The sequence below is a fragment of the Salinispora cortesiana genome, assembly GCF_000484695.1.
Lineage (GTDB): Bacteria > Actinomycetota > Actinomycetes > Mycobacteriales > Micromonosporaceae > Micromonospora > Micromonospora cortesiana.
In genome coordinates, this window is the sequence record NZ_AXVR01000079.1 from 1 (window position 1) to 15369 (window position 15369).

Genomic DNA, 15369 nt, shown 5'->3' on the forward strand with positions numbered 1-15369 from the left:
GATCATCAGAGTCGCGCTCGTCCCACAACTCCCGCCCGACCGGTCATCAACACGGACAGAACACCTCAAGCCGGAACAACGCCGGGGCCGTGGGGCTTTGGTCGGTTGGTTGTGTTTCACCGGTACTCGTCTCTACGCTGCCACGGTTCTGTGTGGACTCGAGGCCGGAGGGTGACGCGATGTCGCTAACCGACAGCATCGGCGCCGACTTGCAGGCGATGGCGGCGGGTGTGGACCGGGCGCAGCAGGAGGCCGCAGCTGTTGACCATGCGATCGAGCAGATCACCGCTCGGGCGGTGGCCTCCGGCTTCGCCGGCATCGCTGTGGGATTGGCTCGTGCGCGGGAAGTGCTCGGGCAGTCTCGATCTCGGCTGGCGCAGGCCGGTGGGGTTCTGGGTGAGGCGTCGCGGTCGCTGAGCGCCGTGCCTCAGCAGCCGTCGCCGCAGGAGACGATCGCCGCGCTCACGCCGGTCGTGGCCGCGCTGACCGGCGTCGACGGCCATGTCACTGCGGCCGGATCCGCGGTCGATGACACGCGACGGCTGGTCACCGCGGCGTTGCAGGGAGGACAGCCTGGTCCCACGCTGTCGCGGCTGCAGCAGGTGCTGCAGGTCCTGGCGGCCGTCCGGACCCGCGGGACCGAGGCCCGACAGCACGTCGATACGGCGCTGGCGCAGGCGCGGCAGGTCGGTGAGCTGGGAAACTGACGATGGGCGGTGGCAGCGACATCAGCCGACCGCCCGCCACACGCGATGCGTCTGCGAGTGCAACGGAAGCGTCGGCTCCACCCGTGCCGAGGCTCGAAGAGTTGACCGATGCGGCTCGGGACCTGCCTCGGCGGCAAGCAAAAGACCCTACCTCCGGTGTGGCGTTGATCGGTGGTGAGCGGATACCGATGAGGTCTGGCCGTGACCCTGCCGCCGCCGCCGACCTGAAGCCTGCGTACAAGCTCATCGCCACCACGACCGATCATCTGGAGGCCAAGCTTGCCGCCCGGATGCGCCGCGATCACGTCACCCAGGCGGCTGTGGTGACTAACAATCCGCCCTGCGACTACACCCCCTACGGCTGCGAGAAGATCCTCTCCCGACTACTGCCGGCAGGCGCGCAGCTGGCCGTCTACGTACGCGACGATGACGGGCAGGTACGCCATTGGCGTACCTACACCGGAAACGGAAAGGCGATCGCATGAAGGTGACCTGGACCTACGACCGGGGCGACCAGCGCGACAACCACGAGGTGGAACTGACCGACCCCGACGCCCTGGGAGCACTCCTTCGCGAGATTCAGCAGGCCGGCGAGCCCGTCGTGCTGACCATCTTCAGCGATACCGACAATGACCCCGATGACCTGCCATCCGGCATCCAGATCGGGCTCGGTCACCCCACCCACGCCTTCGCGGTACACGTCGCTGACGACGGCGGCTACCTCAACGACCCCACCGCGGAAACCCCGGCCGAGGGACTCCACTTCGACTTCGGCGGAGTGCCCACCGAGTACCCCGCTGAGCACCTACAACTTCGGCCCGGAACGGCGATACAACTGGCAGTCACCTTCCTCAAGACCGGCGGCGAACCGCCGCACCTGGCGGCTGTCACCGAGTAATCGGGTGGCGAGGGTACAGCGGCGCGCGCTGGTGCGCCCGCCCGTGATGCCGAAGGCCCTGCGTGCCCCGTAGGTAGGACCCGGACGGCTTCTGCGGGCGGTACGACTCGACCTAGCGCCGGCAGTCGCGCCGTCCGTTCAGGGGCGGCTCGATCCGTCCCGGTGATCCGCCGTCGCGCTCACTCAGACTTTCTCGGCTGGCTGAATGTACAAGGGGCGGTTGAGCTGCGGGCCCTCCGGGTGGTCGTATCGCGTCCATCCCAGCGACGCCCAGAAGTCGTCGGCTTCCTCGCTGAAGGCGAGCAGTCGTCGCTCCGGGTACCTGGACGCCAAGGCTCGGATGACCTTCGTTCCGATGCCTCGGCGTCGGTGCGACTCTGTCACCTCGATCAGTTCGATCTCGAGTGCTGTGTTGTCGAGTTCGGGGGTTTCCATGTAGTGATCGATCACGACGCCGGGGTCGAGCTCGATCCGTGCTACCTCGACTTCGCCTTGGTGGACCTCCAGCAAGGTGTATGACTTGTCGCCGTCGATCGATCGGTAGTCCCACCAGCTCGGGCTGAAGTCGGTGTTCTTAGCGAACGGAAACCAGATCACCTGGTCGTCCGGCCCGGGCCGCTTCTCGATGAAGTCGAACGTCACTCGACACATCCTATTGTCGGTGAACGGACCGAGCCGGAAGCGGCGGCATCGCCATGACCGGACGTTGGGCTGGTGCACCCTCACCGTCGGCAAGATCGCCGTTGCTCAGATCAGCCGTCGCCGCGCCCGAGGTGCCCGTTAGGGGAGCACCATGGGCAGTCCTTGTCACGACGTGGCATCTGGCCTGTGCGTTCGCGCCGTCGAGGTAGGTGGATCGTGGAGGTGGTGTCGTCGGGGTCGTGGTGCATGCCGGTGACGGCGAGCATGAAGTGGTTGATGGCCTCGGTGGCGACGAGGCCGTTGAGGGCGATGACGCTGGGCGCTGGAACGCCTGCGACGTAGCGGGCGGCAGCCCGTTCACGCTCGGGTTGCATGTCGATCGCGAGTTCGGTCGGGTCGATGAGGCCGTTGCACCACATGCAGCCGCTTCCAGGAGCGATGATCCGGTTGACCGCGTGGATCTCACCGACGACGCCGTCGTCGTTCACGGGGATCTTGACGCCGACCTGGGTCGTGGGGATCAGGTACTGGTTGGCGGCGGCGTTGACCCAGTACCGGGCGGAGTGGCTGTCTGCGGCGAGGAAGATCCAGTCGCAGGAGTTCAACGACTGTCTCGCCGTGCTGGTCTCGACGCGTTCCGCTATCACCGTCAGGCCGATGTCCGGGTTCGCCCGACGGGCGTTCCGGACCGCGGGGAGGGTTTTCGGCCGGCCGATGTCGCTGCGCTCGGCGGCCAACAGCCGGGGCAGGTTGGACTCGTCGACGATGTCGTCGTCGATGAGGAGAAGGCTGCCGACACCGAGGCGGGCGAGGAACTCGACGAGGATGCTGCCGACTCCGCCGAGGCCGACGACGGCGACTTGCAGGCGGCCGAGGGATTCCTGGCCGAGCTGACCGAAGAGCCTTGCCTGCCGGTCGTGCAGGAGGTCGGCCGTGCCGGCGCGAGCGGGGTGAGGCCGCAGGCGAATGAGGTTGCCGTTGGGAATGACGACCTCCGCGAGGTCCACGCGGGACCCGTCGGGCAACCACAGGTCACCGGCGGCGGCCTGGTCAGTGAGGACCAGTCCACCGACGACCTGCCCGGTGATCTGCAGCAGCGCCGGATAGCCCCGCTCGTGGCTGGCCAGGTCGATCCGGGAGAAGCCGACCGTGGCACCGCCGAGGTGGTTGTGAACGGCGAGGTAGGCCAGCCCTTCCTCTTGTGCCCGGACTACGGCGTCGCGCACGAAGGACGGCGCGAGGGCCCTATACCCGGTCTCACCGGGCACATAGTCGACCCCGTCCTTGGCGAGGATCAGCTCGCGGGCGAGCAGTCGGGGTCCTCTCGGGCCCTCGGCGCGGCCCGCGAGGATGACCGCGCCGTGTTCGTCCCTGTCGCCCCGGAATAGGTGATCTGACAGGGCGGTCCACAGCCGAGCCGGCACGGTGAGGCTCCAGCCGTCCGCTGGCGGGTTCACTGGGTGACGAGCCATGTGATCACCTTTTCGGCCTTGAGGGCGGCGTTGTCGATCCCGACCCGCCATCCGTTCGATCGGCGGGACAACTGCAGCGCGGGCCGGTTCTGCCAGTCGACCTGTTGGATTGCCTGTCCGTGGGGCTGCCCGTCTGTGCGGGTCAGCCTGCCGGTGTAGTGGGGGTAGACGTCCGCGTTCGGGTAGGCGGCGCTGACGTGGAAGCCCAGCCACGTGGTCGACGGGATGTAGCCCGGCCCGATCTCGATGTCGTTGACGATCACGAAGGCGCCGCCGGCGCCGTCTGGGGTGACCTCGACCGGCTTGCCGGCGAAGTGTTCCCGGACGGCGTCGACCGCGGTGGTGACCGCCGGGGTCACCTCGGTCACGAGTTGTCGTCCGGCGCGACCGCGAGGAACTCCTGGCGGGGGTGCACCGTGACTGTGTCGTCGTCGCCGATGACCTCGTAGCGGTTGCCCCGCTTCACCGAGAGCTGGAAGTTGGGCTGGATGTGGACGCCCTGGGCGACGGCGGCCTGCTTGATGTCCAGGCCGGTGAGCCGGCGCTCGGGCAACTCGACCTGCTGGTTGTTGACCGAGACCGTGATGGTCTGGGGCGGGCGGTGGGTTTCGTGCATGCCCTCATCGCTGCTGCTCATCATGTTGATCTCCTCGGATTGAGTCCTCACATCTGCTCCTTCTGCTTGAGCGGGACCGTGTCGACCGGCTCCGCGGTGTCGGAGACTGCCGGTAGAACACCAGCTGCCCCTGCAATCCGTTTCACTGAAACCAGTTAAACCGATGATGACCGAGGGCGCAACCCCGGAGTGGCCGTGAGCTCGCTCCGTCGCTTGAGGACGTACGGGCAGCCCCTCGATCTAGCTGTCATGCTTGCTGGGTGCGTATCGAGCTGGCCGGCCGGAATCCCCTCCGACGCCGAGAGTTGAGGGCTGACTTTCATGGCGACACTGGGAACCTGGTGCTCGACGCGCGAGGACTCCAGTGGGTCAGCCCGCTCGAGCTCGCCGCCATCGTCTCGATGGGGACCGTCGCCGCTGCCGACGGCCGTGACGTCCACCTGCTCGTTCCTCAAGATCCGAAGATCGCGTCATATCTCGTGCGGATGAACGTTGTGGAGCTACTCAAGCCCTTCGCTGAGATCGACGGGTCAGTTCCATCCCAGGGGCGGCGCGACCACTCCGACAAACTTCTCGAGGTTGCCAAGGTCACGCCTACCAACGTCGAAGACATCAGCGAGACACTCGGCGAACTAGTAAGGACGCGGCTTGGAGCGGACGCGGGAAGGGCAGCCTTCCGCAGCCTCGGTGAGCTGCTCAGCAACGCCACCACGCACGGCTTCAGCAAGACCGGTGCCTTCACCGCCGCCCAGCTCTACAGCGGCGCCCTGAGCCGTACACCTGGGTTCGAGTTCGCTGTCTGCGACTCCGGCGCCGGGATCCAAAAGGTCCCCTCCGACGCCAGTAACCAGGAGCTGGAAGGACCCCCGGCTCTCGAGCTGGCACTGAATGGTGGCAATAGACGCGCCGAAGGGCGAGGCCACGGACTACCGAACCTGTGGCGGCAGGCCATCCGAGGCGGCAACAAGGGGGGCGAACTCATGCTCCGCAGCGGAGACGCCGTCGCCACCGCGAAGCTCCGCCCGGAACCCACCTCGATCTGCAGCCGCGTCGCCGAACCGGTGAACGGCACCTGGGCGTGGCTCCGCGTCCGAGTTCCGTAACGAGCCGTAACGTGTTTCAATCATGCAGGTGAAACCGGATCCCGCTACGACCGTCACCTACGACGTCGGACAACACCGGGCGTTCCTGTCAACCAGGGAACGCGGCAGGAAAGTGCTTCACGACCTAGAAGACCACATCCCGCCTGGCACCAGCCTTCTCGTCATCAACTTCGCCGACGTCGAGGCAATGACCGTCAGCTTCACCGACGAGTTCCTCCGCAAGTACTACTCCACCCTCGCCACCCAGGACGACGGGCCGACCTCCGTGCTCGTCACCGGACTCAACAACGACACCCGCGAAACGATCGTCATCGCCTTCGAACGCCGCGAACTACTCGCGCAGGAGCGACTCGGTGATGACCTTGTGCTACTGGCGGCGTCGGATGTTCTCTCGGACACCTTCAAGCTCGCCAGGATGCTGGGAACTTTCACGGCCACGACGGTCGCTGAACAACTGGGCATCAGCGCCCCAAATGCGAATAATCGGCTCAAACGCCTTGTCGCGGCGAGAGCACTTGTCCGGCGGCGTGGGGTCGCCGAGCGCGGGGGCAAGGAATTCACCTACTCCGCACTCGAAGCCTGAGCTACGCATCAGGAAGTTAGGGTTCGAGTCCCTTCGGGCGCACAAGATCGTGAAGGGCCTGGGCTGCGCTGACGCGGTTCGGGCCCTTTTCCACTGTTCGGCCTGTTCGGCCTGTGCGGACGGTGGGTGTCACGTGGGTGCAGTGTGGGTGCGGCCGCGGGAACCGCCTTGCCGCGACTTGGCCGGTTCGTGACCTGGGTGTTTGCTCTCGGCTTCGGCTTGGCTGAGGTGGGAGAACCACGACGTGCCCGGCGGTCGGGAACTCCTCGCCGCCCTTCTGCCGCGGCATGCCCCACCCCGGCAGCGGGCTGCACTCCGCCGGGGAGAACAACCGCAACGACTCCCAGCCATGCCGCCACGCGCCACCCGGCTGCGGCTGGGCGTCGAGGATGACGTAATCCAGATCGGCGCTGCGCAGGTAGTAACCGGCAGCCAGGCCCGCCTGCCCACCCCCGACGACCATCACATCACCCGACCCGGGCACGCACGACACCTCCCTCGATCCATAGATCATGATGCCGAGACGGCAGAAGCGGTGGGTGCCTACACGAACTCACGGTGATCCTGCCCTCGTTCACCAGCCGATCGACGGTGTCAGCTGCAACGATGCACGACGTGGGAACTGTGAAGAGTGCGACGCCCGCCATCTCGCCCCTCGCCGGCGAGCCGATCGAGCGTGCCGATGCCGAGCGGCTCGCGGGAGTGCTCAAGGCGTTCGCCGACCCGGCCCGGCTGCGACTGCTCAGCCTGATCCAGTCGGCCCCGCAGGGAGAGGCGTCCGTCAGTGACCTCACCGTGCCCCTCGGACTCTCCCAGCCGACCGTCAGCCACCACCTGCGGATCCTCACCGAGGCCGGCCTGCTCGAACGTGACAAGCGCGGCGTCTGGGCCTACTACCGGCTCGTGCCGTCCGCCATCGCCACGATCGCCGACCTGCTGACTCCGCCTCGTAAGCGAGCGATGAAGAAGGCCCGCTGACCGGCGCCACCGAAGACCGCCGCCAACGCCTCCTGACCCGGCGGCGGTCGAGCCGCAGGCGCGAAGGTTCTAACCTGCCGTCATGGGGGACGAGGAAGCGCAGCCGGAATTCAGGCAGTGGTACGACCGTGCGCTCGACGTCGGCCCGGCCGGAAATCAGGCCTTCTTCGGTCGGGACGTGCTGGCTGGCCTGGTACAGGGAATCCGGGACTTCCGAGAGCACCGGCAGCAGCGGTGGGACCAATACCACGGCCCTGGGGCGACGTTGCTGGGCTGCGCGATGTGGATGGACGACCCGGAACTCCTCGACGAACTCGCCAGGCTGCAGGCTGCCTGCGTGGTGGTCAGCAAGCAGGCCCGGGACAAGAAGGTGCAGCCGCCGGATCTGCCCTACAAGCTTCGCCGCCTGGCCGACCTCAACACCCGCACACCCGGTCTCCCGGTGTGCTACTTCCCCCCGCTAGAGCAATTGACCTCACTGGTCGACGGTGAGCCCCCGATGATCGGACCCGGGTGGTCGCTGCCGCCCGGCGACGCGATAATCCCGACCGTGCGGACGATCGGCTTCCGCAAGGGCGTGGGCGCCAACGGGTCCATGCCACCGATCCTCCACGCCAAGCTGGCGCTACTCGGCCGCCTCTGGGAACACGACGAAGACGACTTCGGGCCGGCCGACGTCACCGCCTTCACCCCTAAGCGACTCTGGATCGGGTCAGCGAACTTCACGGCGTCGTCACGACGCAGCCTCGAGTTCGGGTTCTGGACGGAGGACCCCCGTACTGCTGCGCGGTGCCGAGGAATTCCTACTGGACCTGATCGGCAGCTCAGAGGGCATCGACCCGGACGCCGACCTGCACCTACCGGAACGGGCGCTACCGGACTTCGACGACTCCGCCATGGCGGAGGCGGCGGCCGAACTACGGTTCGCCGACCCCGAAGACGATTAACATCGCCGCACTCGGCCGCCCGCTCCCGCTGTCATCGGAGCGCGGATCACCGCGCCAAGGTCTGTGGGTGGCGCTAGCGGTCCCGCCTCGGTCCGAAGGAAGCGGGAGATGAAGGCGGTCATTGGGGAGCGTGCGTGCTACCTAATTGTCGACATCGCCAGAACCCTCGGCGCTCAGATCCGAGGGATATCGCGGCCCACATGGTGCTCCGATGGTGCTCGGATGTTCGGCACCGGTCGAGCACGGGCGGGTCGAAATCAGCACGGTGAGCCCGGCAGCGGCGAGCCCATCACCCTGCCCGTCGCCTGCAGCGCGTGGACCAGCCGAAACAAAAAGCCCTCCGCGTGGACGAAGGGCTTGCAAAACAGTACGAGCTATGAGATTTTGTATCTGGTGGGGAAGGTGGGTTACCCTTCCTCCTACGGATCAGAAGGTTAGGGGTTCGAATCCCTTCGGGCGCGCAGAGCAGAGGCCCTGACCAGCGGAAACGCCGATCAGGGCCTCTGGCATATTCGAACTCTCCCCCGACAACCCCCCGGTAACGCCCGTGGACGGTCAGGTTCGGTGACCTGCTGCGGCCACCGTTGTGCTGGTGTCTACGCGGTCTGGCGCGGCCCATCGCGCTATGGGACCGTGGTCGTACGGCCAGCACCGAGCTGTTCGAGGATCTATCCCGGTCTAGTAGTACGGCAAGGTCAGCGATTGCGGCTCTTCGAACTTGAGCAGGGTTCGCGGCTGGAGTCGGCCCGAGTGTGAAAGGGCTCGCAGCTCATCGGTGATCATCTACGTGTCTAAGTCGGATGGTCACATGTGAAGAGCTGTGAGCATGGTCAACGATACGACCCGGCTGCTGGGGCTGGACGGCCTGGTGGTCGAACAGGTTGAGGTGGACGTCGAGGGCGTCCCGGTGGTGGACCTGTCCACTGGTTGTGAGCAGGCCTGTTGCTGTCCGCTGTGCGGGCAGCGGGCGGTCCGGGTGAAGCAGTGGACCACGACTCGGCCGCCAGACCTGCCGGTCGGTGGCCCGCCGGGCCCCCTGGTCGGGGATCGCGGCGCTGGCGGTACGTCTTCGTCAATCTCTCCGGCTCGCGGGCGCCGGCATGCCCCTTTCGCTGACATCCGTTAATGTCAACGTGCCGTTAGGGAAATATAGAGAGCAGTGATCATCATCCTCCGACCGCGATGGAGGTACTCCCACTCGTCCGCGACCACAAAGTCCGACCCGACAACTCCGGGCGCATGATCACCCTCGCCATGATCGACGACCTCGTCAAACGCCTCACCGCCGAAACCACCCCAACCTGCTAGAGCCACTATAACCCCAACACAGACAAAGTACGTGAATCAGACGTCATCTGATGGCGCCACACCTGTCAGGACGAAGGCGGATGGAGCGGGGGTTTGCATCAGTTGGCGGGGTGTGTCGCGTGATCCACACCAGACCATGCGTGATGAAGACCACCTACAGCGGGAAAGAATTATGGATAAATCGTGCCGGCAAAACAGGCGAGACGCACATTTCGGGCATCCAACCAAGCGATGGGGGCACGCAGAACCGTCGTGAGAGCTACAGTGGACTCTACTCGGCAAGCGAGCTAGGTATTGGGGTCCGCCTGGCCGAGAAACCACACATGACTTTAGGCAGTGGCTGCCGTAACGGTCACGAGTGGTCAATCGTTTAGGCCCTATAACGGGAGAGGCAACATGAGGACAGCAGCATCTGTAGCGATTGCCGGAACGATTACAGCGTTTGGGTTATTCGGAGCGGCCTCGCCGGCACTGGCAGCGGACCGAAACTGCTATGACAACTACTTCTGCGTCTACAAGGACTATAATTACAGTCAGAGTAACTCTATGTACAGAATCAACGTCGAGAACAAGACCTGGTCGGTTCAGCTACCTGCGATGTATAGGGCCGACAGCTCATGGAGGAACTACCACGACAGAACGTGGCGGATCTGCGACTACGGCACTTTCAACGACACCACGACTATTTCTTTGACCAATGGCCAGGGGATCAAGCAGAGCTCGGCCGCCAATAACCGTGGAGAGGGAAACCAGCTAGCCTGGTGCTGAATTTGCGTACCGAAAGAATCATCGTGTCGATCCACAGCTGGGGTTGAATTTTGATGACCCTAGCCTGGCCGGCAAATCGGAGTGACGATCCTCCATAGGCCTCGATAGAATGCTACATATACAGCCTCGACGCCATGGCACCTGAAGGAAAGCCGCGCGCCTTGCCCACGAGCGTGCATCCTGCCGTGGGCAAGGCGCTCTGCTTGGTGAGATAAAGTGAGGATATCCGGTAGTCATGATGCGACGTCGATCATTGTGGATGGCAGCAGCGCTAATGATCGGGATCAGCGGGTGTGGTGATGACCACTCGTCCCCCGACATAGAAGCGGCTGCCGTTCGCGCCCAAATGGCGTGGGATTCTGCGCAGCAGCAGTATGAAGAGGTTCAGGACAATGAGAGAAGACTGATCCGGAGCTGTCTGGTCGAAAAGGGATTTGAAATTTTCCCAGAGGAAAGCGTGCCACCGAAAGAAACCGACGACAGTCGGCCGTCGGTTTCGTCTGATCCTGTCGAGGCCGCTCGTGTCGGATACGGCTATGATCCCCGTCGGCTGCCCAAGCCTGACTCCGTAGCCGACAACTCCGCATATGCCAAGACGCCTGACTCCTACAAGAGCGCGCTCACTCTCGCGAAGTACGGACCGCCGTCGGAAGCGGTCTCATTTACCACTCCGAATGGCACTATTGTCGATATACCCCGCGCCGGTTGCACTGGTGAGATCCGAGAAGCTCTCTATGGCGATCTGAAGGAATTCCTTCGGCTATCGTTCACGGCGGAGAATCTCGTCCGGCTGGATACCTCCAGCGGCATCAAAGAACACCCGAAGGTCTTGGCTGTCGTCGGCCCTTGGAGAAAGTGCGTAAAGGAGGCGGGCTACTCAGGGATCCAATTCCCTCGAGACATGAGGGACAAGGCGCGAGATCTTTACAAGGGCATCGAGCGCAGTGACGAAGAGGCGCTGGACGCTGCAGCCGCAAGCGAGATCAAAATCGCGACGGTCGAGGCTACGTGCACCAGGTCCGTCGCCCTCGACGAGGCGGTAGCGGCCGCACGAGCCGAGGGTTCCGTCAAATCACTGGCCAAGTACGAGCCCGACTTGGTCGCGTGGAATGCATTGGTACGCGAGGCGTCGGCGAAGGCTCAGGAGATGCTGAAGGCATGACGACGAGGCGCCGGCAGTTAGTCGTGACGGCGATCGCGGTTGCCGTCGTCACGGCTACCCTATCCATCTGGACTGTCGCATCCCGCGCGCGAACACCTGCTCAGTGGGCGGCAGAGGCGGCACCACCTCCGCCGTCCGAACTGACCGCCGTCGTAGAAAATGGACCGCTGTCCGATGCGTTCGCCCTCGACGGCAAGCTCAGCTATCAGTCACGGTTGTCCATAGAAGGCCCAGCCGTATCCGGCGGCAGATCGATCGTCACCGACCTACTGGTGAAACGCGGTGACCGGGTGGACAACCGCCGATTGGTTGCGGCAGTGTCCGGAAGACCGCTCATCACGCTGAAGGGTAAGTTCGCCAGCTACCGTGACCTCCGGCTCGGGGACGTAGGTCCCGACGTCCGCCAACTACGGCTGGCCCTAGGCCTGTGGGGCGACGACGTCTACGATCGCGCCACTGCCGCCAGCGTGGCTCGCCTTTACGGGGAGGCCGGCTATCCGACGCCCGCTGACACAGCGGTCGATAACGCAGAATCCGCCCCTTCGGCATCTGATTCCGCGAGGTCGGAAGCCATACCGCCGACTCGCGCGAAGCCCGCTGCCCCGGTGCCCGGTGGGCTACTACCGATGAACGAGATCGTGTTCGTTCCCACACTTCCAGCGACCGTGGTGGAGGTCACCGCCGCGATCGGGGGCAAGGGCGACGAGCCCCTCCTCACCGTGGCATCGGGCGGGTGGCAGATCACGGCAACCGTGACCGAGGACCAACGCATAGAATTTCAGAATTTACCGGCGGACACTAGCATGACGATCAATGGGGGGCCGGCTAATGGAAAGGGGGTCACCCTCGCTGGAATCAAAACCGTTGAGCCCTCCGGACAGGACCAGACAAGCTACGAAGCTATCTTCACGATTGCGGCCAAATCGGGAGAAGGCATGACAGAAGGCATGCCGATATCGCTACAAGTCGTTCGCCAGGAGAGTCCTGCCGAGGCCGTCGTCGTACCAGTGTCAGCCCTGTGGACAAAGCCGGGTGGTCGGACCGAAGTTCGCCTACGATCGGTAGACAGCAAAATGATGATAGTGCCGGTGACTGTCCTATTTGTTGTGGATGGGCGTGCTGCGGTGACCGGCCCGGCTGAGTTGGCAGCCGGCGTACGGGTAGCGATCGGCTCCCGGAACGGCGACTTACTTGATTAAGTCCATAGTTCAGCTGCTCAACATCACCAAGACCTTCCCGGGATCCATCGCCGTATCGGCACTGCGCGGGCTTGACCTCGAAATCCGGCGCGGCGAGATGACGGCCATCGTCGGCCCATCGGGCGCCGGAAAGTCCACACTACTCAACATCCTGGGGCTGCTTGACGTGCCTACATCTGGGCGATACTTGTTGAACGGCACCGACACTTCAAGGCTCGGAGAGCGGGAACTGACCTCCCTTCGCGCTGTCACGCTCGGATTCGTCTTCCAGGCATTTCACCTCCTTCCACACTTGAATTGCGTGGGCAATGTCATGCTACCGCTGGCCCATCAAGGGTGGCCTCGTCGTGAGCGAGCCCGGCTGGCGACGGAAGCGCTCGTCCGGGTTGGACTTGGCCACCGACTCGACGCCCGGCCAGCCACGCTATCCGGTGGCGAACGACAGCGGGTTGCGGTGGCACGGGCAGTTGTACACTCACCATCGGTGATCTTGTGCGATGAACCGACCGGCAACCTCGACCGGGAGAACTCAACGCAGGTCATGGACCTGCTCCGACGGCAGGTCACTCCCGAACGGTCACTGATCATAGTGACCCATGACGACGCTGCATCGGCCTGCGCCGATCGGGTGGTGAAGGTGGTCGACGGTGTCGTCTGCTGAACCGTCACACTCTCGCCGGGCTACCACGCCGGGGTGGGATATTGTAGCTCAGGCACTACAGGCCATGAGCGGACGTCGCGGGCGTGCCGCCCTCACTGCACTTGGTGTGGCATTCGGCATTTGCGCGGCCGTCTCCACCCTGGGAATCACCGCCACCGCTTCCCAAGCGGTCACCGCCAAATTCGACGAATTTACTGCCACTGAGATTAAAGTGAAATACCCTCTCGATTCGAGCGGATACCTCCCCCATCCTGAGGCTGGACAGCGCCTACGGGTGAAAGAACTCCACGGAGTGCAAGACGCAGGCCTGATGGCCAAGGCTGATGGGCACCCCACCATCTCGAACATCCGGCATGACGACGCTCCGTGGAATGAGGCGAGGGTGCTGGCAGCCCAGGAAGGTGGCCTAACAGCAGCCGGCGCGACGATGCTCGACGGCCGCATGTATGACAGCGGCCACGAGAGCCGGCGCGACCGCGTTGCAGTTCTGGACTCGGTGGCCGCGACACGGCTCTTCGGTGCACCAGGAGTGGGGGACGGAGCCATGGTGTACGTCGCTGACGTGCCATATGCAGTCCTGGGCGTCTATCAGGCACCATCCGGTAGCGCGGGTGTGACCGGGGCGGTGGTGCTGCCGTACTGGACCGCCACCGCACAATCTGGGTTACGATTCCCTGATCCCGAAATGATTATCAGAACTGAGCTCGGAGCAGTCGACCAGGTGGCGCGTGAGGTGCCATTTGCTATCGCCCCCCAGGCTCCCGGCGACCTCGCAGTGCTGGTGCCCCCGGATCTGCGCTCACTGCGGGCCGGCGTCGAGCGGGAGACGCAGGCACTCTTTCTCGGCCTTGCGCTGGTCTCATTGGTGATCGGCGCGCTTGGCGTCAGCAATGTGTCGTACGTATCAGTGCTCGAACGAAGAGCCGAGATCGGCCTCCGCCGTGCCGTGGGGGCCTCCCGCCGTGCTGTCGCAGCACAATTCTGCCTGGAGTCCGCCGGGCTTGGGCTGATCGGCGGCGTGGTGGGGACCATCGCCGGCGTGCACGTTACTGCCATCACCAGCCTGGCGAAATCCTGGCTCGTCATCCTCGATCCGATGGTGCTCAGCGGCGGCCCCGTGGTTGGCATGGCCACTGGGCTGGCGGCGGGCGTCTACCCGGCGATCGCTGCAGCCCGGGTGCAACCGGCAGAGGCCTTGCGCTCCTGACCTACGGATCAGAAGGTTAGGGGTTCGAATCCCTTCGGGCGCGCAGAGCAGAGGCCCTGACCAGCGGAAACGCTGATCAGGGCCTCTGGCATATTCGAACTGTCCCCCGAAAACCCCCCCGGTAACGCCCGTGGACGGTCAGGTTCGGTGACCTGCTGCGGCCACCGTTGTGCTGGTGTCTACGCGGTCTGGCGCGGCCCGTCGCGCTTTGCGACGGCGCTCGCGCGGCCGGCGCCGAGCTGTTCGAGGATCTCGGAACTGTCCGGGGCGATGGCCGGTTTCTCGATGTAGTGCTTCTTCGTGACCTGCTCGGTGCGGTGTCCGAGCTGGCTTGCGGCCCTCTTGGTGTCGGCCTCCTTGTCGAGGAGCGTGGCGACGGTCTTGCGGAACGTGTGCGGTGTGACCCACTCGAGCCCAGTATCGGCGCGGGCTTGCCGCCACTGGCGCCGCACGTTGTGCGGGGAGAGCCACGTGCCAACCCGGGAGGCGAAGATCGCGTCGAGCGGGTTGTCGACGGCGGTGAGTTTGCGGTCCATCACCACCGCGACGGCGAATCTGGGCAGGACGATCGTCCGGAAACCGGCGTCACTTTTCGTCCATTCCTGTCGGAAGAAGCCCTTGCCTTTGACGAAAATGATCGTGCCGCAGATAGTCACGGTCGGGTGCGCCGTGGCAAGATCCACGTCGGCCCATCGCAGTGCCAACACCTCACCGATGCGAGCGCCGGTGGCGAGCATGAGGTCAACGATGTGGGCCAGGTCGCCGGTGGGCTTCGGCCCCGACTTACCTGGGGTGGGCTGCTGCCACTTACGGATTGCTGTCCGTACGTCCTCCAGTTGTTCGCTGTCGAGTGCGACTACCTCACGGCGCGGGTTGCGTAGCCGACCGGTCTCGCGGATCGGGTTGGTCGCCAGCGCACCCCGGCGTACCGCCAGGCCGAACATGTTGCCGAGGACGACCTTGGCGACCTTGGCGGCGGCCGGGTAGTCCTGGGCGACCTTACGCAGGAACTTGTCGAGGCGGCGGGTCTGCTGCACCGATGGGTGACAGTTCCAGTTACGCGGCCTGACTGGCCGGTGGGGTCATGGTGGTCTCGTACTCGATAGGGGTCAACCGGG

General features: G+C 64.7%; 17 protein-coding genes and 2 pseudogenes. 13 read left to right on the plus strand and 6 right to left on the minus strand.

The annotated features are described in order from the left end of the window. The first annotated feature begins 179 nt into the window (after positions 1–179). The 3 genes from K228_RS0122170 (at position 180) to K228_RS0122180 (ending at position 1605) form a co-directional block, all read left to right on the plus strand. On the plus strand, positions 180–707 hold the full coding sequence (locus tag K228_RS0122170; protein WP_025620385.1) for a DUF6244 family protein: 528 nt from the start codon (positions 180–182) through the stop codon (positions 705–707). 188 nt (positions 708–895) lie between these two features. Next, the gene (locus tag K228_RS29760) at positions 896–1192 is read left to right on the plus strand and encodes a DddA-like double-stranded DNA deaminase toxin (RefSeq protein ID WP_245603547.1); all 297 of its coding nucleotides are present in this window, start codon (positions 896–898) and stop codon (positions 1190–1192) included. Then, complete coding sequence (locus K228_RS0122180) at positions 1189–1605, plus strand: Imm1 family immunity protein (RefSeq protein WP_025620387.1); 417 nt, start codon at positions 1189–1191, stop codon at positions 1603–1605. The genes K228_RS29760 and K228_RS0122180 overlap by 4 nt, the downstream gene beginning before the upstream one ends. A 183-nt stretch (positions 1606–1788) precedes the next feature. On the opposite strand, the gene K228_RS0122185 is transcribed toward K228_RS0122180, so the two are convergent. The 4 genes from K228_RS0122185 to K228_RS0122200 form a co-directional block, all read right to left on the minus strand. Further along, positions 1789–2247 (minus strand): GNAT family N-acetyltransferase, encoded by a 459-nt coding sequence (locus K228_RS0122185; RefSeq protein WP_025620388.1) that lies wholly within the window; start codon positions 2245–2247, stop codon positions 1789–1791. Positions 2248–2357: 110 nt separating this feature from the next. Then, complete coding sequence (locus K228_RS0122190; protein WP_025620389.1) at positions 2358–3719, minus strand: ThiF family adenylyltransferase; 1362 nt, start codon at positions 3717–3719, stop codon at positions 2358–2360. Continuing rightward, positions 3701–4087: a hypothetical protein gene (locus K228_RS0122195; RefSeq protein WP_050581016.1), complete on the minus strand. Its 387-nt coding sequence runs from the start codon at positions 4085–4087 to the stop codon at positions 3701–3703. Before K228_RS0122195 ends, K228_RS0122190 begins: the two co-directional genes overlap by 19 nt. Then, positions 4084–4386, minus strand: a complete 303-nt coding sequence (locus K228_RS0122200; RefSeq protein WP_245603548.1) for a multiubiquitin domain-containing protein — start codon at positions 4384–4386, stop codon at positions 4084–4086. Before K228_RS0122200 ends, K228_RS0122195 begins: the two co-directional genes overlap by 4 nt. Before the next feature lie 209 nt (positions 4387–4595). Between K228_RS0122200 and K228_RS0122210 the strand changes: the two genes are divergently transcribed. Continuing rightward, a complete protein-coding gene (locus K228_RS0122210; protein ID WP_033777262.1) occupies positions 4596–5438 on the plus strand; it encodes a hypothetical protein in 843 nt (280 codons plus the stop codon). A 22-nt stretch (positions 5439–5460) separates the two neighbouring features. Continuing rightward, positions 5461–6021, plus strand: a complete 561-nt coding sequence (locus tag K228_RS0122215) for a MarR family transcriptional regulator (protein WP_025620393.1) — start codon at positions 5461–5463, stop codon at positions 6019–6021. Between the two features lie 16 nt (positions 6022–6037). Here the strand turns inward: K228_RS0122215 and K228_RS29765 are convergent, their stop codons facing one another. Next, the gene (locus tag K228_RS29765; RefSeq protein ID WP_342667133.1) at positions 6038–6535 is read right to left on the minus strand and encodes an NAD(P)-binding protein; all 498 of its coding nucleotides are present in this window, start codon (positions 6533–6535) and stop codon (positions 6038–6040) included. A 92-nt stretch (positions 6536–6627) separates the two neighbouring features. On the opposite strand from K228_RS29765, the gene K228_RS0122220 reads away from it, so the two are divergent. The 8 genes and pseudogenes from K228_RS0122220 (at position 6628) to K228_RS0122255 (ending at position 14251) form a co-directional block, all read left to right on the plus strand. Then, entirely contained in the window at positions 6628–6999 is a 372-nt protein-coding gene (locus tag K228_RS0122220; RefSeq protein WP_029723888.1) for an ArsR/SmtB family transcription factor, read from the plus strand. A gap of 82 nt (positions 7000–7081) precedes the next feature. Further along, on the plus strand, positions 7082–8023 hold the full coding sequence (locus K228_RS0122225; RefSeq protein ID WP_025620395.1) for a hypothetical protein: 942 nt from the start codon (positions 7082–7084) through the stop codon (positions 8021–8023). A gap of 749 nt (positions 8024–8772) precedes the next feature. Then, positions 8773–8976, plus strand: a pseudogene (locus tag K228_RS0122235) (ISL3 family transposase); the annotation flags it as partial. A 152-nt stretch (positions 8977–9128) separates the two neighbouring features. Next, on the plus strand, positions 9129–9254 hold the full coding sequence (locus K228_RS30060; protein ID WP_281171606.1) for a hypothetical protein: 126 nt from the start codon (positions 9129–9131) through the stop codon (positions 9252–9254). Between the two features lie 1042 nt (positions 9255–10296). Next, the gene (locus K228_RS28510; RefSeq protein ID WP_155251608.1) at positions 10297–11184 is read left to right on the plus strand and encodes a hypothetical protein; all 888 of its coding nucleotides are present in this window, start codon (positions 10297–10299) and stop codon (positions 11182–11184) included. After that, on the plus strand, positions 11181–12383 hold the full coding sequence (locus K228_RS28515; RefSeq protein WP_155251609.1) for an efflux RND transporter periplasmic adaptor subunit: 1203 nt from the start codon (positions 11181–11183) through the stop codon (positions 12381–12383). Before K228_RS28510 ends, K228_RS28515 begins: the two co-directional genes overlap by 4 nt. Continuing rightward, the gene (locus tag K228_RS0122250; protein WP_155251610.1) at positions 12376–13044 is read left to right on the plus strand and encodes an ABC transporter ATP-binding protein; all 669 of its coding nucleotides are present in this window, start codon (positions 12376–12378) and stop codon (positions 13042–13044) included. The genes K228_RS28515 and K228_RS0122250 overlap by 8 nt, the downstream gene beginning before the upstream one ends. 64 nt (positions 13045–13108) lie before the next feature. Next, entirely contained in the window at positions 13109–14251 is a 1143-nt protein-coding gene (locus K228_RS0122255) for an ABC transporter permease (RefSeq protein ID WP_080671664.1), read from the plus strand. A 179-nt stretch (positions 14252–14430) separates the two neighbouring features. Here K228_RS0122255 and K228_RS0122260 read toward each other — a convergent pair. Then, a pseudogene (locus K228_RS0122260) lies at positions 14431–15273 on the minus strand (tyrosine-type recombinase/integrase); the annotation flags it as partial. Between the last annotated feature and the right edge of the window lie 96 nt (positions 15274–15369).